This window comes from Metabacillus sp. GQ13 (assembly GCF_059758525.1).
Genome location: NZ_JCAXET010000014.1, coordinates 148,395 through 167,977, shown reverse-complemented (window position 1 = coordinate 167,977; position 19,583 = coordinate 148,395). Strand labels below are relative to the sequence as shown.

The 19,583-nt window shown below is 34.2% G+C and carries 19 protein-coding genes and 1 pseudogene; 13 read left to right on the top strand and 7 right to left on the bottom strand.

Features of this window, described 5'->3' with window-relative positions; all coding sequences use genetic code 11:
• Positions 1–280: 280 nt before the first annotated feature.
• The 3 genes from AC6CHR_RS17995 to AC6CHR_RS17985 are packed head-to-tail and all read right to left on the bottom strand — an operon-like array spanning position 281 to position 3,340.
• The gene (locus tag AC6CHR_RS17995) at positions 281–1,222 is read right to left on the bottom strand and encodes a F510_1955 family glycosylhydrolase (RefSeq protein ID WP_498250388.1); all 942 of its coding nucleotides are present in this window, start codon (positions 1,220–1,222) and stop codon (positions 281–283) included.
• Positions 1,223–1,278: 56 nt separating this feature from the next.
• Positions 1,279–1,971 (bottom strand): response regulator transcription factor, encoded by a 693-nt coding sequence (locus tag AC6CHR_RS17990; RefSeq protein WP_498250387.1) that lies wholly within the window; start codon positions 1,969–1,971, stop codon positions 1,279–1,281.
• A gap of 4 nt (positions 1,972–1,975) precedes the next feature.
• The gene (locus AC6CHR_RS17985) at positions 1,976–3,340 is read right to left on the bottom strand and encodes a sensor histidine kinase (RefSeq protein WP_498250386.1); all 1,365 of its coding nucleotides are present in this window, start codon (positions 3,338–3,340) and stop codon (positions 1,976–1,978) included.
• A 189-nt stretch (positions 3,341–3,529) separates the two neighbouring features.
• Between AC6CHR_RS17985 and AC6CHR_RS17980 the strand changes: the two genes are divergently transcribed.
• A complete protein-coding gene (locus AC6CHR_RS17980) occupies positions 3,530–3,826 on the top strand; it encodes an AbrB/MazE/SpoVT family DNA-binding domain-containing protein (RefSeq protein WP_498250385.1) in 297 nt (98 codons plus the stop codon).
• Between the two features lie 304 nt (positions 3,827–4,130).
• Here the strand turns inward: AC6CHR_RS17980 and AC6CHR_RS17975 are convergent, their stop codons facing one another.
• Positions 4,131–4,415, bottom strand: coding sequence for a DDE-type integrase/transposase/recombinase (locus tag AC6CHR_RS17975; RefSeq protein WP_498250384.1), 285 nt, complete (start codon positions 4,413–4,415; stop codon positions 4,131–4,133).
• Between the two features lie 1,247 nt (positions 4,416–5,662).
• Here AC6CHR_RS17975 and AC6CHR_RS17970 point away from each other — a divergent pair.
• Positions 5,663–6,151 (top strand): hypothetical protein, encoded by a 489-nt coding sequence (locus tag AC6CHR_RS17970; RefSeq protein WP_498250383.1) that lies wholly within the window; start codon positions 5,663–5,665, stop codon positions 6,149–6,151.
• Between the two features lie 66 nt (positions 6,152–6,217).
• Here AC6CHR_RS17970 and AC6CHR_RS17965 read toward each other — a convergent pair whose 3' ends face one another.
• A complete protein-coding gene (locus tag AC6CHR_RS17965) occupies positions 6,218–8,389 on the bottom strand; it encodes a YhgE/Pip family protein (protein ID WP_498250382.1) in 2,172 nt (723 codons plus the stop codon).
• A 532-nt stretch (positions 8,390–8,921) separates the two neighbouring features.
• Between AC6CHR_RS17965 and AC6CHR_RS17960 the strand changes: the two genes are divergently transcribed.
• The gene (locus tag AC6CHR_RS17960; RefSeq protein WP_498250381.1) at positions 8,922–9,092 is read left to right on the top strand and encodes a hypothetical protein; all 171 of its coding nucleotides are present in this window, start codon (positions 8,922–8,924) and stop codon (positions 9,090–9,092) included.
• A 155-nt stretch (positions 9,093–9,247) separates the two neighbouring features.
• On the opposite strand, the gene AC6CHR_RS17955 is transcribed toward AC6CHR_RS17960, so the two are convergent.
• Positions 9,248–9,904 (bottom strand): hypothetical protein, encoded by a 657-nt coding sequence (locus AC6CHR_RS17955; RefSeq protein WP_498250380.1) that lies wholly within the window; start codon positions 9,902–9,904, stop codon positions 9,248–9,250.
• Positions 9,905–10,259: 355 nt separating this feature from the next.
• Here AC6CHR_RS17955 and AC6CHR_RS17950 point away from each other — a divergent pair, with 355 nt between their 5' ends.
• Entirely contained in the window at positions 10,260–11,480 is a 1,221-nt protein-coding gene (locus tag AC6CHR_RS17950; RefSeq protein ID WP_498250379.1) for an MFS transporter, read from the top strand.
• A 221-nt stretch (positions 11,481–11,701) separates the two neighbouring features.
• Positions 11,702–12,679, top strand: a complete 978-nt coding sequence (locus AC6CHR_RS17945; protein WP_498250378.1) for an iron-hydroxamate ABC transporter substrate-binding protein — start codon at positions 11,702–11,704, stop codon at positions 12,677–12,679.
• A gap of 467 nt (positions 12,680–13,146) precedes the next feature.
• Here the strand turns inward: AC6CHR_RS17945 and AC6CHR_RS17940 are convergent, their stop codons facing one another.
• The gene (locus AC6CHR_RS17940) at positions 13,147–13,656 is read right to left on the bottom strand and encodes a GNAT family N-acetyltransferase (RefSeq protein WP_498250377.1); all 510 of its coding nucleotides are present in this window, start codon (positions 13,654–13,656) and stop codon (positions 13,147–13,149) included.
• Between the two features lie 358 nt (positions 13,657–14,014).
• Here AC6CHR_RS17940 and AC6CHR_RS17935 point away from each other — a divergent pair, with 358 nt between their 5' ends.
• The 8 genes and pseudogenes from AC6CHR_RS17935 to AC6CHR_RS17900 all read left to right on the top strand — a co-directional run bounded on the left by AC6CHR_RS17935 (position 14,015) and on the right by AC6CHR_RS17900 (position 19,314).
• Entirely contained in the window at positions 14,015–14,200 is a 186-nt protein-coding gene (locus tag AC6CHR_RS17935; RefSeq protein WP_498250376.1) for a response regulator, read from the top strand.
• Positions 14,200–14,553 (top strand): response regulator, encoded by a 354-nt coding sequence (locus AC6CHR_RS17930; protein ID WP_498250375.1) that lies wholly within the window; start codon positions 14,200–14,202, stop codon positions 14,551–14,553. The genes AC6CHR_RS17935 and AC6CHR_RS17930 overlap by 1 nt, the downstream gene beginning before the upstream one ends.
• Positions 14,543–14,923, top strand: a pseudogene (locus AC6CHR_RS17925) (ABC transporter permease); the annotation flags it as partial. The gene AC6CHR_RS17930 and the pseudogene AC6CHR_RS17925, both read left to right, overlap by 11 nt.
• A 53-nt stretch (positions 14,924–14,976) precedes the next feature.
• Positions 14,977–15,594 carry a DedA family protein gene (locus AC6CHR_RS17920; protein ID WP_498250374.1) on the top strand — a complete coding sequence of 206 codons (618 nt, stop codon included), beginning with the start codon at positions 14,977–14,979 and terminating at the stop codon, positions 15,592–15,594.
• 3 nt (positions 15,595–15,597) lie between these two features.
• Positions 15,598–16,434 (top strand): undecaprenyl-diphosphate phosphatase, encoded by an 837-nt coding sequence (locus AC6CHR_RS17915; protein WP_498250373.1) that lies wholly within the window; start codon positions 15,598–15,600, stop codon positions 16,432–16,434.
• Between the two features lie 173 nt (positions 16,435–16,607).
• Complete coding sequence (locus tag AC6CHR_RS17910; protein WP_498250372.1) at positions 16,608–17,009, top strand: TetR/AcrR family transcriptional regulator; 402 nt, start codon at positions 16,608–16,610, stop codon at positions 17,007–17,009.
• A 632-nt stretch (positions 17,010–17,641) separates the two neighbouring features.
• Complete coding sequence (locus tag AC6CHR_RS17905; RefSeq protein ID WP_498250371.1) at positions 17,642–18,331, top strand: AIM24 family protein; 690 nt, start codon at positions 17,642–17,644, stop codon at positions 18,329–18,331.
• A gap of 380 nt (positions 18,332–18,711) precedes the next feature.
• Positions 18,712–19,314 (top strand): hypothetical protein, encoded by a 603-nt coding sequence (locus tag AC6CHR_RS17900; protein WP_498250370.1) that lies wholly within the window; start codon positions 18,712–18,714, stop codon positions 19,312–19,314.
• Positions 19,315–19,583: the final 269 nt, after the last annotated feature.

Here is a 19,583-nt window from a genome sequence, read left to right as displayed (position 1 = left end):
AATAGATAAGCTCTTTTTAGTTTTAAATTAAAGTGCTCATAAAAATAATATTCAAACAAAGTTCTGACTCCATTAAAAAATGCTCCGTAGTCGAATTTTACTTTATTCTTTGATTTTAGATTTAGTATCACTCTTAGACTTATCGAGATATGCTCTACTCCTTAAGAAGTGAAGCATTGGTAAATCTGAGTTACTGTCTCTGCAGCTCCCGATATATAACTAATTTGCTCCAGTTGTAAAAGCAAGACGATGGTGGCAATGAGAGTTAGCAGGAATTTTACTAGAATTTAAATTCCCCTTGGGTCATTAATGTTTGCCAAGTGGTGCCGTTATCTTTGGTTTGATATATATCACTTTTAAAGGTAACCATTGTAATCTCCTTGCTATTTTTTGGATTTGAAGTGATAAACATAACTGGATTTTCTTGATTTACCTCTGCTGGTATGGGAAGGTTGACCTCTTCTTGAGCCGTAAGTTCTTTCTTAATAAGAGAAGAATTATTTCCATTCAAACTAAAATATAGTATTGAGTTCTCTCGGAACTGAAAAGTAGTAACTGGATTGGATTTTGAAAATAGATTGAATTGACCACCATAATCATCTGAAATAAATAAGCCATTATCAGTTGAGATCCCAATCATCTTTGACTTTGTCGGATGTGTTGCGATATTACCAATCGAGTTAAAAGATACTCCTTGCATGTGACTTTTTGTCCAATTCTCGCCTTCGTCTTCTGAGTAATATAAACCAGTACCTATCTCTGGATTTTGCATCTCATTAATGACGTAGATCGTATGGCTAGAGTACCCTGCTGCTAAATAATGAAAATCTATTTCACCATAAAAAGCAAGTCTTTTAAAAGACCTGCCAGCATCGGTGCTTTTAATTAATCCAAGTGGGTTTTTTAAATTAGATCCTTGCTCAGGATGTCCACTAGAGTAAAAACCCTCATCGATTGCTTGGAATCCCATATAGTCATGTTTGTTTTTGCTGATTTTATACCATTTGTTTTTTGAAAATCGTACTAATCCATCATGAGTTGCGAGATACAAATTATTGTTGTTTCCTATATATCCCATCCCATGAATGTGTTCGGTTTTCTCATCTTTAATTTCTTCAAAAATGTCTGAACTGTTAGTTGAGGTTTTTGTCTCTCCTTCTGCACATGCTGTTAGAAAAATACTTATGAAAAATAGAAAGATAATCCCTTTTTTAAACTTCACTTTGTTACCTCCACGCTATTTATTAGATGAATTTCATATTTTATTGATTGTCGGAGTCACTGGCACGTATCTGAACTCCATTTATATCCTACACCCCAAACGGTTTTCAAATGTTTATCAACCGGAAATCCTGCATGACGTAGTTTGTCTCTGATGTTTCTAATATGAGAATCAATTGTTCTGTCTTCTGTTTCTGCTTTTAGTCCCCATAAGGTTGTAAGGAGATGCTCTCGTGAGAAAACTTTATTTGTGTAATTTAAAAATAACTCTAATAAAGAAAATTCTTTTGGTGTCAATGTTATTCCCTTATTAATATAATTCACTTCAAAGGTTGATTGATTTAAGGTTAAATTATTAAAAGTAATTATTCTTTCTTCATTAATAGGTCTGCAAGTACGACGAATTACTGCTTCGATTCTTGCTAGTAATTCCTGTTCGTTAAAAGGTTTTGATAAATAATCGTCTGCACCAGTTTTTAATCCCTTAACGATATCTTCCTTTGCACTTCTAGCCGTTAACATAATGATGGGAACATTCGAAAAACCTCTTATTTTTTTACAGGTTGTCCAACCATCCATTTCAGGCATCATGACATCAAGAATGACAATATCGACATCTTCATTCTCCAAAAACTGTATACCATCTTTTCCTGAGACTTTCTTTATACACTTGTAATCATAAGGAGATAAATATAAAGATAATAAATCAAGCATTCTTTGTTCATCATCGATCAGTAAAACGGTTTTCATTTTATTACTCCTTTAATACGATTTTAAAGCGAGTTCCTTTACCATCTTGACTATCAGCTGAAATTTCACCATTATGAGCTTCCACAATTTCTTTTACAATAGCCAAGCCCAATCCATAACCACCAGTCAATCTGGATCGAGATTTGTCAACACGGAATAAACGGTCAAAGATATAAGGTAAATCATCATAAGGAATTCCTTGTCCTTGGTCCTTGATAAAAATAATTATATTTTTGTTTTCCTGCAATACTTCAATCGTAGTAGTTGTATTTTCTTTAGAGTATTTTAGAGCATTGTCTAATAGGTTTAAAAAGACTTGTTCGAAGCGTATAGGATCAATTCTAACGAAAAAATCTTCCTTACAATTTAACTCCAAATGAATTCCTTTACTTTTAAATGCAGGTAGTACCTTTCCAAAAATAGATTGTAGGAATAAACAAATATGGGTCCGTTCTTTAGAAATGGAAAAGGCATTTTGGTCCATCTTTGCAAGTTCAAATAATTCTTTTAATAAATCACTTACATGATCTGCTTCTTCATGAATGATGTTTAAGTAATTAATTCTTTCTGTTTCATCTAAATCGTTTCTTCTTCCAATATCGGCATAACCTTTTATATAGGTTAAAGGAGTGCGAAGTTCGTGAGAGATACTTGCTAAAAATTCATTTCTCTCCTTCTTTAAATAATTCAAGTCATTAGCCAATGTTTGAATAGATTTTGATAATTCACCAATCTCATTATTTGAAGTAACAGGAAGAGAAACGGAAAAATCTCCATTACTAAGTTTTCTAGTTGCTTCTTTCATCGAAACAAGGGGTTTTGTTAAAGCTCTAGATAAAAAGAAAATCGTTATCAACATAAAAAATAGGATCATTAACGCAGCAAGTATGAAATGGTTATTTAATTGTGAAATAAGATTATGAATCTGATCTTTGCTTTTGAACATGTAAACATACCCTTGATTTTCTTTTCCTTCATCAAGAGATGAAACCGTTGCAATGTACTTTTCCTTTTGCAAGTCTGATTGTAATATCAGTCCATTTCTTGGTATATCATAAATCGCTTTCCTTATTACTTTTTCCATATCATCATCGATCGCCGTAGATGTTTCTAATACATCACCGTCTGTATTTGTAATCACGACTTCTGTATCTGTTTGGGATTCCATTAATCCAATGTGATGTAAAGTAGTATTTTCAGATGACATTTCTAGAACATCGCGATGGCTATTTCCTCTTGCCTTTAATGATGATAGTTCTTCATTGACAAGAGAATGCAAGACATTACGATGTAAATATATCATTGAACAAGTTTCAATAATGAAAATACAAATGAAAAACCATAAGCCTAATTTAATTGAGATTTTCATAATCATTCACCTTTACGAGTATAGAGATATTTTACTGCTAAAATGTTGAGAAATTATGCAGATTGAATATTTTTATTCTTTCTCTTCAACTTTACATAAAATCATTCAAAATAAAAACTTATAGATTGGAAAATGCATATTTTCTCCACACTTTTTAATTATTCTATTCAAATAACCATTAATCCTGAGGTGATTGAACTGAATAAGCTAACATTAACCAAGACTGGACAGATATATATACCAAGTTGTATACGAAATGAAATAAATCTCGAACCTGGTGATTTTATTAATATTTTTTTAGAGGATAAAGAAATTGTAATGACAAATAAGGAGCAAAATATTATCGAAAATCAATGCGTATATAGTCAAAACGGCACTGTTCATATACCTATAGAGATTAGAAGATTATGTAATATTGAATCAGAAGCTGTCTTTAGTTTCACCCTAAATAAAGAAGAAAAGAAAATAAGCTTAATTCCTGATTGATACTACGTCAAGAAAATAGACACAGATTTCTACCGCGCTTTCGCTTGGAAGCCTTCATAAAAAGGTTCAAATTAGGAATTTAAACTTTTTTATGAAGGTGAAATCAAGCCACGGATTTTCCGCACATTCGTTCAAATTTATTCGGTATATAATTTCGAATGAATTCGTTTGGAATTTTAGAAGAACTCAATATATCCAACAGTGACTTTCTTGCTTCTTCTCTCGTTTTACACTTGTTTGATAAACAAGCTCCCGTTTAAGAATCCTATGAAAAGAATGCGGCTAGTCATATTATACTTTTTTATTAGATTTCGGTATTCACAGAGGCATACTGAACACCGCGATCTGAATGGTGAACCACTCCTATTCCAGGTTTCTGATGTCTGTAAGCCATCTTTAACACAGAGATAACCAATTCTTTGGTCATGTTTTGATCCATGGCCGATCCTACTATCTTACGAGAATACAAACCCATTACGGTCGCCAAATACAACCAACCCTCATATGTCGGAATGTAAGTAATATCCGTAACCCAGAACTGGTTTGGTTTACTCGCTTTAAACTGTCTATTTAAGACGTTTTCACTCACTTGGTGATGATGCTTTGAATTGGTCGTAGCCTTGTACTTTTTGACTGTACAAGACTTCTATTGGTTCTTTGTCATAATCCGGGAGACCGTACGCTCACTTACTTTCACACCACGCATTTTTAGTGTTTTCGCCGATTTTAACACTGCCATAACGCTGCTTGAATTCAAAGTGGATCTTTAATATTTCTTTTGATAGTTTTTCATACTTCTTCTGTCTTTTACTTATCGGTTGATTTAACCATTTAAAGTATTCACTTTTGGAAACTCCCAACACATTGCACATCTTCTCCACTCGGAATTGGGAGCGATTTTCATGTGTGAATTCATACTTTACCGTGGGCTTTTCGCAATTTACTTTACTGTTTCCTTTTTTAATGATTCATCATACCTTTTTCCAGTACCTCTTGGCATTTCGTCACACCTCGTTATAGTTTATATTTTGATTATAACAATCTGTGCCTACTTTTTAGTCTAGCATCAAATCATTATATAAACTAAAAACGTATTTAATATTGAATTGGAAAACTCTTGAGAACTTTATAAGGATCCCAAGGGTTTTAGATTTTCGATAATTAATTAATCATGTTTTTTAGTGTTTTGACCAATAAGGTAAATATTTCCATAATCTTCAAATCAATCATTTTAATATGTCATATTTTTGGAAGGTAATTCCATAAGGTTTATATCTGAAATGCCTCTGCAACTTTCCTCAATACATCTTCTTTCATCGCATGTAGGTAACCGTCCGAATCTTTTGAAGAACTCGTTAGTAAACTCTGTAACCCTTAATAGTTCACATCCTGTAAATAGCCTTCTGACTTGGTCAAATCGATTAGAGCAAGGGCAACAACATTGATTTTGGCACTGACTGCATCTTGAGCACATAAGTAATTCCCCCTTTTGATGGTGATATTACTTATTACTCAGGAACAAGACAAGTTGGAACGGCTAATCCATTAGTTTCAGTTGTTCTACATTGAATTAAAGGATAATAATTCGTTAAAGTTCCAACGTGCTAATGTCACTACCCAGTTTAGTAGTAGTAACTCGTTCATTAAATGCAATTGTTCTTGATTTATAGGAGTAGAAGGAGTTAGAAGTTTTGCATTATCTTCATATAACATCTATATGTTAACTAGTTTTGTATATAGTATACATTGAAAGTCTTGTTCAAGAATGGATCAGTTTATTAATTAAAATAGATGATTGTGGTAATATAGAGATGGAATTGTAAAGGGGATACTTTAATGTTACCCAGAAAAATTATAACTGCAGCAATCGCAAGTTCTCTATATTCTGTACTATTGGCTTTAATCTACCCAAATCCATTTGGAGAAAATATTGACTCCTTTAGAGAATATATGTGGAATTTTATTATGGCCACACCAACATACCTAATTTATAGTTTTCCAGTAATATTAATCTATGGAACATTAACTTCTACTTTAAGTGACAATCTTTCTAAATTTATTTCTACAAATAAGGATAGTAAAATGGAAATATATATTTCAGCTCTGTTTCATTTACTTTTTGGCCTCATATTACTATGGGTAAGTCTTGCAGCATCAATTATTTATTTTTGTGTAGACAGATTTTTAATTAAAAAAATGAATAGTTACAAATGGAACCAAGCATTTAAAAGTTTAGTTATTCCACTCTTATTTTGGTTATTATTTATGGGAATTATATGGTTAATGGATTTTGTTGAAAATTGGACAGATTATATTGTCTATTAGGAATTTATGTCAAGTAATAAAAAAGGATTTTCACCGGAAGATCCTTTTTTGGCCCCGTCACGAGTCTTAATGAAATAACCCCGACTCTTTCGATTTCTTCATCAAAGCTTTTGTCTTCTTATTTAAAGGACCTTTAAGGAAGGTTCCAACTAGCAACGCAATAAAACCAAAAATTGTTAGAAACATAAGATCTTTATAAACTCTTTCCCAAACAATACCTCCAACAGCTTCTCTCATCAAATCAATAGCATAAGAAAAGGGTAAGAACGGATGAATCGTTTGGAAGAATTCAGGGAGTAAGGCTACTGGATACGTACCTCCAGCTCCCGCAATTTGCAGTACGAGTAATACAATGGCCATTGCCTTTCCTACATCCCCAAATACAGAAACTAATGTATAGACAACCAAAATAAATACTAAACTGCTCATCAGTCCAAACAAGATAAACCACACTGGTTCTGCAATATCTACCCCCATAATAAAGATATCTCCTAATGTAACCACAAGAGTTTGAACAAACCCAATGCTGATAAAAGTAAAAAGTTTGCCAAAATAAATTTGTTTCTCCGTAAAGCCTTTTGAATGATAGACGTCTGTAGCTAACAGAGAAATTAACAGAAGGCCTCCAACCCATATCGCAAGTACGGTATAAAAAGGAGTCATACCAGTACCATAGTTAGCGATTGGAAATAAGCTGTTTTTGTTAAGTAGAACGGGTTCTTCAAAGAATCCCTTCTCTGCTTCCGGGTCGTTTTGCAGTAACTCTATTATTTCATTAATATCTGTTTTCCCTTGAACTTCTCGAATCCTATCTGCCAAGAGATTAATTTTATCGTTGACATAGGGGAATTCACCTAATACATACTTGAGAATATCTTTTCCTTCTCCCAAATTTCCCTCTGTTTTGGAGAGGACCTTTTCTACTTCAGGCAGACTAGATTGGATTTTAGTCAGAATTCCTCTAGCATTACCCAATGTTTGCTTAGCATTAGCTACTTCTTGTCTGACAATGGGTTCGATGTTTACTTTATATTCCTTCACAAACGCGTCAATTTCATTTGCCGTTGTTGCTGATCTATCCTGAAGTTGGACGAGTAAATCATCCACCTCTTGTTGTTTATCCGAAAGAAACGTATTGATCCTTTGACCACCTTTTTGGAGTGATTGAAGTTCCTTCTCCAATATGGCTAAATGTTCAAGAGCCTGATTGATTTGTTCTTGATTCTGATTTGTGCCTTGTTCATTATTATTTTGCTCCTGAAGCTGCTTGAGTGCAACCTCTACTGCCTCAATATTCTTAACTGATCTGGCTATTTGCTCATTGATCTGTTCACTAATCTGCTGTCCCTGGTTCAAATTGATATCAGAGGATTGCACATTTTTTATAAAATCGTTTACTTTCGTTGCCATACTCTTTAACTGCTCTAAATCCTTTTGTACTTGAGGCGCAATTTGATTCAGTCGGTTCTCAGCCTTTTTTAGAAACTCCGTAGTTTCATCTATCGTTTGTAATCCATCACCTGTTACACGTTTTGCTTCAGGAATCAGTGCTTTTGCGTCATCAATAATTTCTTGGGCACTTTGCGTATCTGACAAGGACTCATTTAATAAGTTATATATCTCGGGTAACTTTTCTTCCATTTGAAAAACATACTCTTCAAAATTCTTGATATCAGGGAGGTCCTTTTCGATCTCAAGACCTAGATCATTAAACAGATCAAAAATAGTACCATTTACTGTTGAAATAAAGTTACTCGTAATTTGATCCACGATCCCACCTGCACCGGATTCCGTGATTTTAGGCGCAATTGCATTGATTTTTTCATTTACATAATACTCGACCTTCGCCTTTTCCGGGTGATCATTAATGACCGTTCCTAACTTCTTGGAGAAATCTTCAGGAATTACGATGACGGCAAAATAATCTCCGTATTCTACCTCATCCATGGCTTCTTTACGATTAACAAATTGCCAATCCATGTCATCATTCTTCTTAAGTTCTTTGACTAGCTCATCCCCAATATGAATTTTTTTATCACGAACTGTTGCCCCTGTATCTATATTCACAATCCCTACCGGTAGCTGATCAGTTTGACTATAAGGGTCCCAGGACGCTTCAATGTTAATCCAGGCATATAAAGAAGGTAATAAAGTTAAGCCTCCAATTAATATAGCTGCAACCCAATTCGTCAGAATGTTCTTGATATCCTTTTTAAAAATACTCCACACATTATTCATCCCAATCTTTTAGTTATAATGTTTGATTTTGAAAATCCATTAAATTTATTCAAGGTTTTATTATAGTATTGTTGTCCTATCATTCTTTGACTAAGTAACCAACTGTTTGTAAAGTGTTGCACAGTCTTTCCCCCTTAGAATTTTGTTATCTAAAGGAATGTTTTTATAGAGAAAAGGGATAGAACATCTTAATAAAAGATTGATTGAGGAACATTTGACAATAGTGTTGTTCTTTTAATGGCTAATTAAAATTAGACATATCAATGTCTTTTTTCATAAAGTGGATTGCATTATTTTGTATATTTTTTTCGTTGATAGAATTATTGCTTTTTTAGGAAAAACGAAGTGGAGCTTATATGTAAGGACAAATTGGAGAATGGATTTATATGTTAGTATTGGTATATCTACACGTCATTATTATCCTTCCTTCTCCTTTTAATTAATGCCCAGATTTAATCTAATTTATGTTTTTAATTCCGTAATAGGGCACATGAATTAAAGAAGGGATCTTTAAAGGGCTTATCAATCAGAAATGTATAGATATCATAAAAAGCGAGTTCTAGAAGCTATACTAGCTCAACCAGAGGATTTTGATAAAGTTTGGGCAGTGTTCATGGAAGACTTGGAAAAGGCTGGAGTAGAAAAAGCTGAAAAAGTAGAAACTCAATTAATGAAAGAACGTATGGAATTATGGGAAAAGTAGAAATATACCAGACACTTGATCATACACCATTATGATAACTAACTTTATATAGAGTATTCATGTGATTCTTTGAGATCTTCTTCAAAGTTGATGGAGAATTTTGAAAAAGGCTTGGTTTTATCTCATCCAAGCCTTTCTATGTATGGTGAACATCTTTAAGACTCTTCGTTCTTATAAACCTTAGTTGCCCAAAGGGAAGTAATAAATAGTAATTCAAATCCATTCATCACTGCAGAGCTTTTTATGTTTATTGGGATCGAGCTGCCAATTATCATAACAAGGGTTCCGATAAACATCCAAATCCAACCCTGCTTTTTCCAGACAATGATACTTGATACTAAGATCCATATGACTAAACCAATAACCATTAAAGGTGGACCTGACGCTGCTTCTTTGGGAACATAATGTAAGATACCGTACTCCCATTTAGGTACTATTTGTAAACCGATCGTTGCAGTGAAAAGCTCTAGTAAAACGAGTAAGATTGTGTACAACCAGGCGATAGCTTTGAAGATTTTATATTTGCTCCAATTTATCTGAGTTTTGTGAACAGCATTCATCGAAAATAGGACAAGTGTCGGTGTGAAAAATGCATGGATCCAGTATCTAAATGTGCTTACCGTTTCTAAAAAATCCCCTGCACCTATGAATTTCCCTAACAAGATAACAAGATTATCGAAAACAAGACCTAGTGTAACAAGAGGTAAGAAAATCGAATAAATATTCTGCTTATCGTTTCGAACTTGATAAAGTCCCCAACATAGTAGAAGTACATAATAAATCGTAAATAACCCATATATTATAGTATCCATAGTTACCTCCTGTTTTCCAAATAATTCTAGTATGAGTTTACCCTGAAAGTTATATCTATTAACAAAATTAGTTCAAGATTTTTTCAAAGGCAACAATAATAGCTGCAGATTTAGGTGGATGATATAATGGAATCAATCAAAAGTGCTCTAGTCCATTCAGCGCCGTATGAACTAGAGCACTCGCAATGAGATAAAAGATAAATTACATAACATGTTAAAACGGACTTTCTATTTTCGATAAGTCCGTTTACTTATATTAAACACTCAAATTCAAAAATTCAGATCTTATGAGTCATACTCGAATAAATAGATCGAATTATTAGAGTTCAAGAAGCTAATAGGAGTGATTAACTTAGTGAAGACCAACAATCCACCACAAAAAATATCTTTGTTCTATCATTTATTTTTCATCGTTATCACATTTACTTATTGGTTCTCTTTGTATATTTATGTCCCGGTTTTTGTGGAGTATTTAGATTTTCTAGGTGGCGCATATACATTAGTCGGTTTTATCGTAGGTAGTTATGGAATTATGCAAATTCTGTTACGACTTCCAATTGGAATCATTTCAGACAAATTGCAAATTCGTAAGCCGTTTATCATTATTGGTCTTGTTACAGGCGCTATTAGTTGTTTTGGATTTGCGATGACAGAGAGCTTAGGATTTGCTTTTGCATCCCGAGTCATTTCCGGTGTTACCGCCTCAATGTGGGTTGCCTTTACCGTGTTATATGCTAGTTATTTTAAAGCAGAAGATACAACAAAAGCGATGGGGAATATTCAGTTTATTACCGTCACCTCTCAGTTGATTAGCATGGGATTAAGTGGTTATCTTGTTAGTGAATGGGGATGGAAAGCCCCTTTTTGGATAGGTGGAATCATTGGATGTATCGGGATTGTGATGTCATTTTGGGTTAGGGAAGTAGAAAAACAACAAATTAGTGGAAGAATTGAATTAAAGGAATTGCGTGATGTTATAAGGGAACCGTTAGTACTGAAGGTATCTTTATTATCGGCCTTAGCTCATGCTGTTTTATTTACTACGATGTTTGGCTTTACTCCAACGTATGCGATAAATATCGGTGCATCAAATGAAAGTTTGATTTTCCTTGTGTTTAGCTTTATGGTTCCACATGCAATTGCACCGATTATTTCGGGTCGGTATTTTATTAATCGGTTTAATAAATGGTCGATTCTCTTTACCGGATTTTTAGGTACATGTCTTTTTACAGCAATCATACCAGCTATTACAAAATTAGAGCTTTTATATGTTTCACAAGCGTTTAATGGATTTGCTCAAGGACTGACGATTCCACTTTTAATGGGTATGGCAATTCAAACGATTTCATATCAAAAAAGAGCTACTGCAATGGGACTTTTTCAGGCAATCTATGCTCTTGGAATTTTCATAGGTCCTTTTACGGCAGGTATTTTCAGCCAAAATGTATCCTTTGTTGCTGTCTTTTATGCAGCCGGTAGTATCGGATTAATTGCTATGCTTCTAACGTTTATATGGGGAAGGAAAAAAATAGATACACATACAGTTCAAGACAAGGTAAAGAAAATATCTATGTAATGGGGAGTGTTTTCCCCTTAATTAGAGGATGCTAAATCAGAGTAGAAAATTTGGAATAGAAAAAGTTATGTATAGGTATAGCTAAATTAACTTTTATATGACAACATAAATGATAATGATTATCAGTATCATAAAGAAATGAATTCAACGTACATAACGAGGTTACCTTAGTACTATACGATTAAATTAATAATAAATGAAATTATATTAGGAGGAACACCATGAAGAAGTTTCTAGTTATTAGTATGTCATTGATATTTATCGTTGTATTAAGTGCATGTGGGGCAAATAAGGATGGAGCTGCTACAAAAGATACGAATGAGGACAAGAAAGAGGCTTCAGAAACAAGAACTTATAAAAGTGCAAAAGGTGATATAGAGTTACCAGCAAACCCTGAACGTGTTGTTATTGCAGTCCAAGATTATGTCGGTGATGTCTTAGCTGTAGGGGTTACACCTATTGGTGCTACAGGAACGGTCTTTGATATTCCATACTATCAGGACCAATTAAAAGACGTAGAAAATATCGGAGATGGTACAGCTATTTCAGTAGAAAAAGTAACAGCTCTTGATCCAGACGTTATTCTCACCTATACAGAAGATACATATGAACAATTATCAAAGATCGCACCAACCGTTCTCCTTCCATATGGTGAACACAATTACCGTGAGAGATTGATCGAGGTTGGGAAAATTTTAAACAAAGAAAAAGAGGCTGAGGAATTTCTTGCCACTTTCGATGAGAGAGTAAAAGAGAAGAATCAGGAAATAGCTGGGAAAGTTGAAAAAGACGAGAAAGTCGTTATATTAGAATTAACAGAAAAGGAAATTTTTCTATACGGAAAATCATTTGGCCGTGCTGGAGAAATTATTTACAACGAATTAGAACTAACGGCACCAGAGAAGGTTGAAGAGGTTGCGTTTGGTGAAGGATGGGCTGCAATCTCAATGGAAACAATTCCTGAGTATCTGAGTGAGGCTGACCATATATTCTTAGGTGTTCGTGAAGTAGAAGGGAATGCTGAAGGGGCTGAGGAGACCAAGAGTGGTGTCACAACTCTAGACATATGGAAGAACCTTCCGGCAGTTAAAGCGGGAAATGTATACGAATATGATGTCGATACAATGTATTACCAAGATCCGATTGCATTAGATAATCAATTAGATTTTGTCGTTGAGAGCTTATTGTCTAATAAATAGGCTGTTACTGTAACGATGATTTTTTCGTAAAGGTTATTGTTTTTAGCCAATACCCAATTTGAACAGATGTTGATTGTAGTGGAAAGTGCGAGACTCCTGTGGGAGAAGCATGTAAAGGGGAGACCTTCCCCCCCTCGCAAGTGCATAGCACTGAGGAGGCTCCTGGACCGCCCGCGGAAAGCGAGTACCTGCAACGGAAATCTACCCGGGTTGTTAGTGTAGATATAATTGAAAAGCAACAAAGTATGCGAAAAGTGACATTATCGTTATTTAATTTTCAAACTTCAAACATTTTAACCACGTTCTAAATTTAGGACGGGGTTAAAATGTAGTTGTTTACTTTTTGATGTAAGATATTTCACTGTACTTAAAAATAACAATCATGTCGTTTAAATCTATATGTACTCCACAATAGTGCCTTATTCGGGAATTATTCAGGTAATTGAAAAGGTTTACTCTCCATCAAATTAACTGAGGCTTTTGTAATAGAAAATAGTTGCATCTAATTTACCGCTCGCAGATAACGCATAATTAGGAATTCTACCAGCCTGAATGTAACCCATTGAAGTATAAAGGTGATTAGAAGGGTCTCCTTCTCTTGTATCTAGAACCAATAACGACCTACCATCCTGCTTTGCCCTTTCTTCAGTCTTTTGTATTAGTAAACGACCAATGCCTTTACGTCGAAAATTTGGGTGTGTCATTAATTTTGCGATTTCGGCTCTATGTCCACCGTTCTGCTTGGTACATAATTGTAATTGTACACATCCCGCAATCTGATTATTTATTTTAGCGACAAATAGAATCACTTCAGGGCTTAATGCGCTTTCCCAATATTTTGTAGCATCTGAAAGTTTCAATGATGGTAAAAAGCCAATTGACGCACCATCTTCTACTATATGTATCAAAAGTTCTGAAAGCTCATCAATATGTTCTCCACTTGATTTTAATTGTTCGATTTTTACATCACTAACCAACAAAATCACCTCATTTTAGTATCTATCACCTCAATTTAACAGGAAGAACGGTTTTCTTACAACAACAATGTAAGATATTTTACAAGCGTTTTTGAACATTACTTCCCGTTTGCTCAATTAGCCTTAAGAGGTTGTCCCACAATATAAGGGACAGTCTCTTTTTACTTTGTGATATTACAATAAATTTGAACATGAAAATTGGTATGAATATGATAATTACTAGGAGAAGGAATGACCGACCTAGTAAATGCGTATATAGTTGATATGTGAAAACAACAATCTATGGAAATAGATACGTATAATGCCAAGAACTGTTACAATACATAATAAATACCGACAATAAGAGGAGAACATAATGATGTTCAAAATTTTTATCATAGAAGATGATGTAAAGTTGGTTGCTTTACTACAAGATTTTCTTACTAGATATGAATTTGAAACGTACGCAGTAAATGAATTTGATACTGTTTTAGACCAATTTGAACAGTTTGAACCACATATAGTCTTATTAGATGTGAACCTACCGAAATATGATGGCTATTAATGGTGCAGCAAATAAGAAATAGCTCAACATGTCCAATATTATTTGTTTCAGCTAGAGACGCTAAAATGGATCAAGTTATGGCGTTAGAGAATGGCGCAGATGATTATATTACAATGCCTTTTGATTATGAAATTGTCCTTGCAAAAATAAAAAGCCAATTGCGGAGGTCATATGGTTCCTATGCAACAAACCAAAGTGGACGGAACTTAATGATAGATGGATTGGTTCTTGATTTAGAAAGGTTAGATATACGTTTTAGACAACAAAAGATTGAACTGAGCCATACGGAAGCAAGGTATGCAATGAGTGAGTGTAAGTGGAACGTAACTTCACAAACAAATGAGCCTCTTTAATATGATGCTATTTGTAGCCCTATTAGTTGGGGCAGTTTTCTTCATAGCGGCAGGAAGCTTTTTATATTTCCGCTTATATGCAGACATGGATTATGATGTCCGGCAATATACGACGATCATGAGAGTTGGATTAACGGATCAAGAGCTAACGAGAATTGTCACCCAACAACTGTTTTTATTATTTTTTGTGCCGATTATTGTTGCGATTATTCACAGTGCATTTGCATTTATCGCACTACAAAGCTATTTCACCTTATCAATTGCAAAAGAAACGATTATTGTTTTGATCTGTTTCTCCATTGCTCAACTGATTTACTATTTCTTTATTCGTAAAATGTATATGAGAAAGTTGAAGAAAGCATTAATATAGTTGAATGTTGAAAACTTAAAGCACCAATGATGTTTCAAAAATAGGAGGTTAATATGGAAAATTGGATTACGAATAGTATTGAACAATTTGGTTATATGGGAATTTTTCTATTGATTGCTTTAGAAAATGTATTTCCACCGATTCCATCTGAGGTGATCCTTACCTTCGGGGGAATGATGACGAATTTTACAGATTTATCAATAACAGGTGTCATTTTATCTGCAACAGCGGGTTCAATTCTCGGAGCTATTATTCTTTATAAGATAGGGAATCTATTGGATGTAGAAAGACTTGAAAAACTAGTCGATCGCTGGGGACATCTTCTTAGGGTGAAAAAGAAAGATATTCATAGAGCAGATTACTGGTTTGATAAGTATGGATACTGGACGGTTCTTATTTGTAGGATCATACCTCTCATTAGAAGCTTAATTTCAATTCCAGCTGGGATATCACGGTTGAACTTTTGGCTTTTTCTTCTCTTTACGACAATTGGAACGTTAATCTGGAATATCATTCTTGTTTCTATCGGAGCAAAGTTTGGAGAATCATGGGAAGAAATTGTAGATTTTATTGATATTTATTCAAATATCGTATATGTTTTGATAGTAGTTTTTACAGTTGCGTTATTAGTACTATTTATAAAAAAGAGATCGATTAGTAAGGGAGAATAGATGATGGATATTTTCGAGATAGTAAAAGCAGTTATACTCGGGTTAGTTGAGGGTTTAACAGAGTTTGCACCAGTATCTTCAACAGGACATATGATTATCGTTGATGATATGTGGCTTCAGTCTGAAGAATTTCTAGGGAAATATGTAGCAAACACCTTTAAAATTGTCATTCAATTAGGTTCAATATTAGCTGTTTTGGTGGTCTTTAAAGATCGTTTTATTGATTTACTTGGACTTGGACGTCTTAATAAAAACAAACAACAAGCTTCTAATCAAAAGCGCCTTAAACTATCACAAGTAATCGTAGGCCTTATTCCTGCAGGTGTATTGGGAGTGCTTTTCGAAGATTATATCGATGAGTATTTATTTTCAATCAAAACGGTTCTGGTTGGTTTGGTAGTCGGTGCGATTTTGATGATCATCGCAGATTTGTTCGGTCCTAAAGCACCTAAGATTGAAACAGTTGATCAAATTACGTATAAACAGGCACTTTCTGTCGGTTTTATCCAATGTCTGTCCCTATGGCCAGGCTTCTCTAGATCTGGTTCAACGATTTCGGGTGGCGTTTTACTTGGGATGAGTCATCGTGCAGCAGCTGATTTTACATTTATTATGGCTGTTCCGATTATGGCTGGTGCAAGTTGCTTGTCGTTATTGAAAAACTGGCAATATTTCACACTTGATGCGATGCCATTTTTTATTGCTGGGTTCATAAGTGCGTTTGTTTTTGCATTAATATCGATTCGCTTCTTTTTGAAATTGATTAATAAAATTAAGCTTGTACCATTTGCCATTTATCGTTTTCTTTTAGTGTTTGTTATTTATATAGTTTATTTTTAAACACTAACATATCTTTTCCATTACCAAATAGTAAGATAAAAAATAACCTTGCCCATTTCGGCAAGGTTATTTTTTATTTTAGATAAATGTCCGCTATCTTTTCTTGACTAGGTAATTAATTCCATAGATTATACTTATAAGTAATATAAATAAAAATTTGAGGTTTTGAATTTATGGGCCAAAGAGGGCGAAAAAAGGGAGAAATTGGAGAACAAAGTAAAGCACTATTACTCTCTATTGCAACTGATGAATTCGCTAATAATGGTTTTTATGAAACAAAGATAAGTACAATTGTAAAAAGGGCTGGGTTATCACAACCAACCTTTTATCTATATTTTTCTAGTAAAGAAGAAGTTTTTCAGGAATTGGTCGAGTTATTTCGTAGTAAGTTGTTTGACCTTGGTAAAGAAAGTCGACTGGATTCAGGGATTGATCTGGAAGTATTACCTAATAGAATTGCGGTTGGACTTGTTGCGTTTTTTTCCTTTTTTCAGGAAAATCAAAACCTGACTCGTATAGGATTTTTTTATCCTCAGATGCCGAAGTCATTAAAACACAATTATCTGCTCAAATAACGGATAACTTATTATCAGAACAACGGGATGGTTACTTCCGTAGTGGCCTGGACATAAACATCGTAGCCGAAAGTTTAGTAGGAACCATCGAACGGCTAACAGTGACGAAGCTCTTTAAAGGATTGAAGGCTCCAGAGGATTTGGCGAAAGAGATTGTTGCGCTTTTTTTGCATGGATTACACCCTAGATAAGTCAAGAATGATTGCTTTTTCGCAAAGTTTTTTGTTTTTACGTAAATAGTACAACACTACATATTTAGGTCAGTTTCTTTGAAGATAAATTTCATTCTATAGGTTAAAATCCTAGTGTATTAGAAATGAGCCTAAAAATAGACTAATAATGGGGATGTTAAGGGCAATGAAATTAGTTGAAGACCGAAAACATGATGATTTAGACGATGAATGGATCGAGCTTATGAGGGAAGCAGATGGATAGGAATACCACCAGATGAAATTAGGGATTTTTTATTTCATTTTAGCGTTGTTAGATGAGATTGCTCATCTAGCAATCTAAATAATAATTCTGAAATGCCATAAACCTACTCATCAAATTACTTTATTTGCTTGGAAGCAAATAAATATGAAACAAAACGAGGCACTTTCACGTATATATAATAGGAAGGAAGTGGCTATATGAGTAATTATTCAATTGATGAGTTTATTAAACAAACTGAGCAAGAAGATAAAGGTCAAGGATTATTTGAATTGGAAACACCGCGAATGCTTGAAGTCAATCTAGAGAGTCAAGTATGGGCAAAAGCCGGTTCAATGGTAGCTTATAATGGGAAAATAAAGTTTGAACGTGAAGGGATTTTGGAGCATGGCTTAGGAAAGACCTTTAAGAAGGCATTTACTGGAGAGGGTACTTCTTTAATGAAGGCGACAGGACAAGGTAAATTGTATTTGGCAGATCAGGGTAAAAAAGTGATTATTCTTCATTTACAAAATGATGTCATCTTTGTGAATGGGAATGATTTACTTGCATTTGAGCCAAGTATTAAATGGGATATTAAATTAATGAAACGTGTTGCCGGTATGATGGCTGGCGGGTTATTCAATGTCCGCTGTGAAGGAACGGGAATGATTGCGATAACGACACACTATGAACCATTGACTTTGAAAGTTTCTCCTGGAAGGCCGGTAATCACTGATCCGAATGCAACTGTCGCGTGGTCAGGAAATTTACAACCAGAATTTCAAACCGATATTACTTTAAAAACATTTTTTGGCAGAGGCAGCGGTGAATCGATTCAAATGAAATTTGATGGTGAAGGTTTTGTTGTCGTCCAACCCTTTGAAGAAGTGCAGATGAAAACCGAATAAAAAGGATGATGAATCGATTCTTTATGGACTTGCCAGTTCGGTGAGTCTTTTTATCGATTCCACTAATCGTGTATTTTAAAATACGTCTCAAGCCCTAGATAAAAATAAAGCTTGCGATTGTTTATCAAAGTGTGAGTATATAGGATTATAGAATAAGATAAGAAGTGATGAGGGATGTATATTTTACGTAGACTTCCTTTACCTAATTCTAAATTTAAACAATATTGGTAAATCAAAAGGTTTTTCACAAATTTAGAAAATTATAGGGGTTTATTATCAGAGTTTATTATATAATTTACTCATATAGGGGTAATAGAAAATTCACTTCTTAACAAGCAGAGTTTGCTTCAGTGGATTTTTTATATAATGGGGGAATTAAAATGGAAGTGTATATTATTCTTACAGAGACTGGGACGTTATTAGCGAAAATGATCAAAAGGGTGACAAAATATCCATTAAATCATGCTTCCATTTCCTTTACGAAAGAACTAGATACTACGTATAGCTTTGGAAGGAAAGTGCCTAATAACCCTTTCATCGGGGGCTTTGTAAAGGAAAAGCTGACTGGGACGTTATTCCAGGAATCAAATTGTGCTATTTATAGTTGTTCCGTTACAGAGTATGAGTATAAACAGATGCTTGAGTTTGTCCAACAAATAGAAAAACAACAAAATAATTACCGATACAATTTTGTCGGATTATTCTGCGTGTTACTAAATAAAGAGTTAAATAGAAAGCGTGCTTTCTTTTGTTCAGAATTTGTAGCAACCATTCTTTTTAAAGGCGGAATTCAAGTTAAGAATAAACCCGCGAGCCTTACAAAACCTTTTGATTTAACCGAGAGTGAAAATTTAAGTCTTATCTATGAAGGCCAGCTTAGTTCATACCTTTTACAACAAGAAAGCTCTCATATGGAGGGCGAAAAAAATAGTTGTGGAGAACGAGATATTTGTTTGAAAATAGCAAAGTCTATTGCTAGTTGAATTGGCGCCTTTGTAACGATTGAAATGACTGCAATTTTACTAAAATTTACTCATAGGGAAAATTAAAGACTGCTAATACCACGGGCAAATCCCACATTCAAATCCCACACTCAAATGGGTCTAGTCAGTTCAACGTATGAAAAGTGAATAACATGAAACGGGGTCAGTCCTCTTTCCTTGAGTCTTAGAAGATATTTCAAAGGCTCTTTTTAGTATCGTATATTTCTTTAAAGCGTATTTTTGTCTCATAATCGATAAAATGAATATTT

Bases quoted from the DNA above. Each gene is read 5' to 3' on its own strand.
- AC6CHR_RS17970 (WP_498250383.1), top strand. From the start codon at position 5,663: ATGTTACCCAGAAAAATTATAACTGCAGCAATCGCAAGTTCTCTATAT.
- AC6CHR_RS17905 (WP_498250371.1), top strand. From the start codon at position 17,642: ATGAGTAATTATTCAATTGATGAGTTTATTAAACAAACTGAGCAAGAA.
- AC6CHR_RS17935 (WP_498250376.1), top strand. From the start codon at position 14,015: ATGTTCAAAATTTTTATCATAGAAGATGATGTAAAGTTGGTTGCTTTA.
- AC6CHR_RS17945 (WP_498250378.1), top strand. From the start codon at position 11,702: ATGAAGAAGTTTCTAGTTATTAGTATGTCATTGATATTTATCGTTGTA.
- AC6CHR_RS17990 (WP_498250387.1), bottom strand. From the start codon at position 1,971: ATGAAAACCGTTTTACTGATCGATGATGAACAAAGAATGCTTGATTTA.
- AC6CHR_RS17960 (WP_498250381.1), top strand. From the start codon at position 8,922: ATGTATAGATATCATAAAAAGCGAGTTCTAGAAGCTATACTAGCTCAA.
- AC6CHR_RS17910 (WP_498250372.1), top strand. From the start codon at position 16,608: ATGGGCCAAAGAGGGCGAAAAAAGGGAGAAATTGGAGAACAAAGTAAA.
- AC6CHR_RS17955 (WP_498250380.1), bottom strand. From the start codon at position 9,904: ATGGATACTATAATATATGGGTTATTTACGATTTATTATGTACTTCTA.
- AC6CHR_RS17930 (WP_498250375.1), top strand. From the start codon at position 14,200: ATGGTGCAGCAAATAAGAAATAGCTCAACATGTCCAATATTATTTGTT.
- AC6CHR_RS17915 (WP_498250373.1), top strand. From the start codon at position 15,598: ATGGATATTTTCGAGATAGTAAAAGCAGTTATACTCGGGTTAGTTGAG.
- AC6CHR_RS17920 (WP_498250374.1), top strand. From the start codon at position 14,977: ATGGAAAATTGGATTACGAATAGTATTGAACAATTTGGTTATATGGGA.
- AC6CHR_RS17900 (WP_498250370.1), top strand. From the start codon at position 18,712: ATGGAAGTGTATATTATTCTTACAGAGACTGGGACGTTATTAGCGAAA.
- AC6CHR_RS17965 (WP_498250382.1), bottom strand. From the start codon at position 8,389: ATGAATAATGTGTGGAGTATTTTTAAAAAGGATATCAAGAACATTCTG.
- AC6CHR_RS17985 (WP_498250386.1), bottom strand. From the start codon at position 3,340: ATGAAAATCTCAATTAAATTAGGCTTATGGTTTTTCATTTGTATTTTC.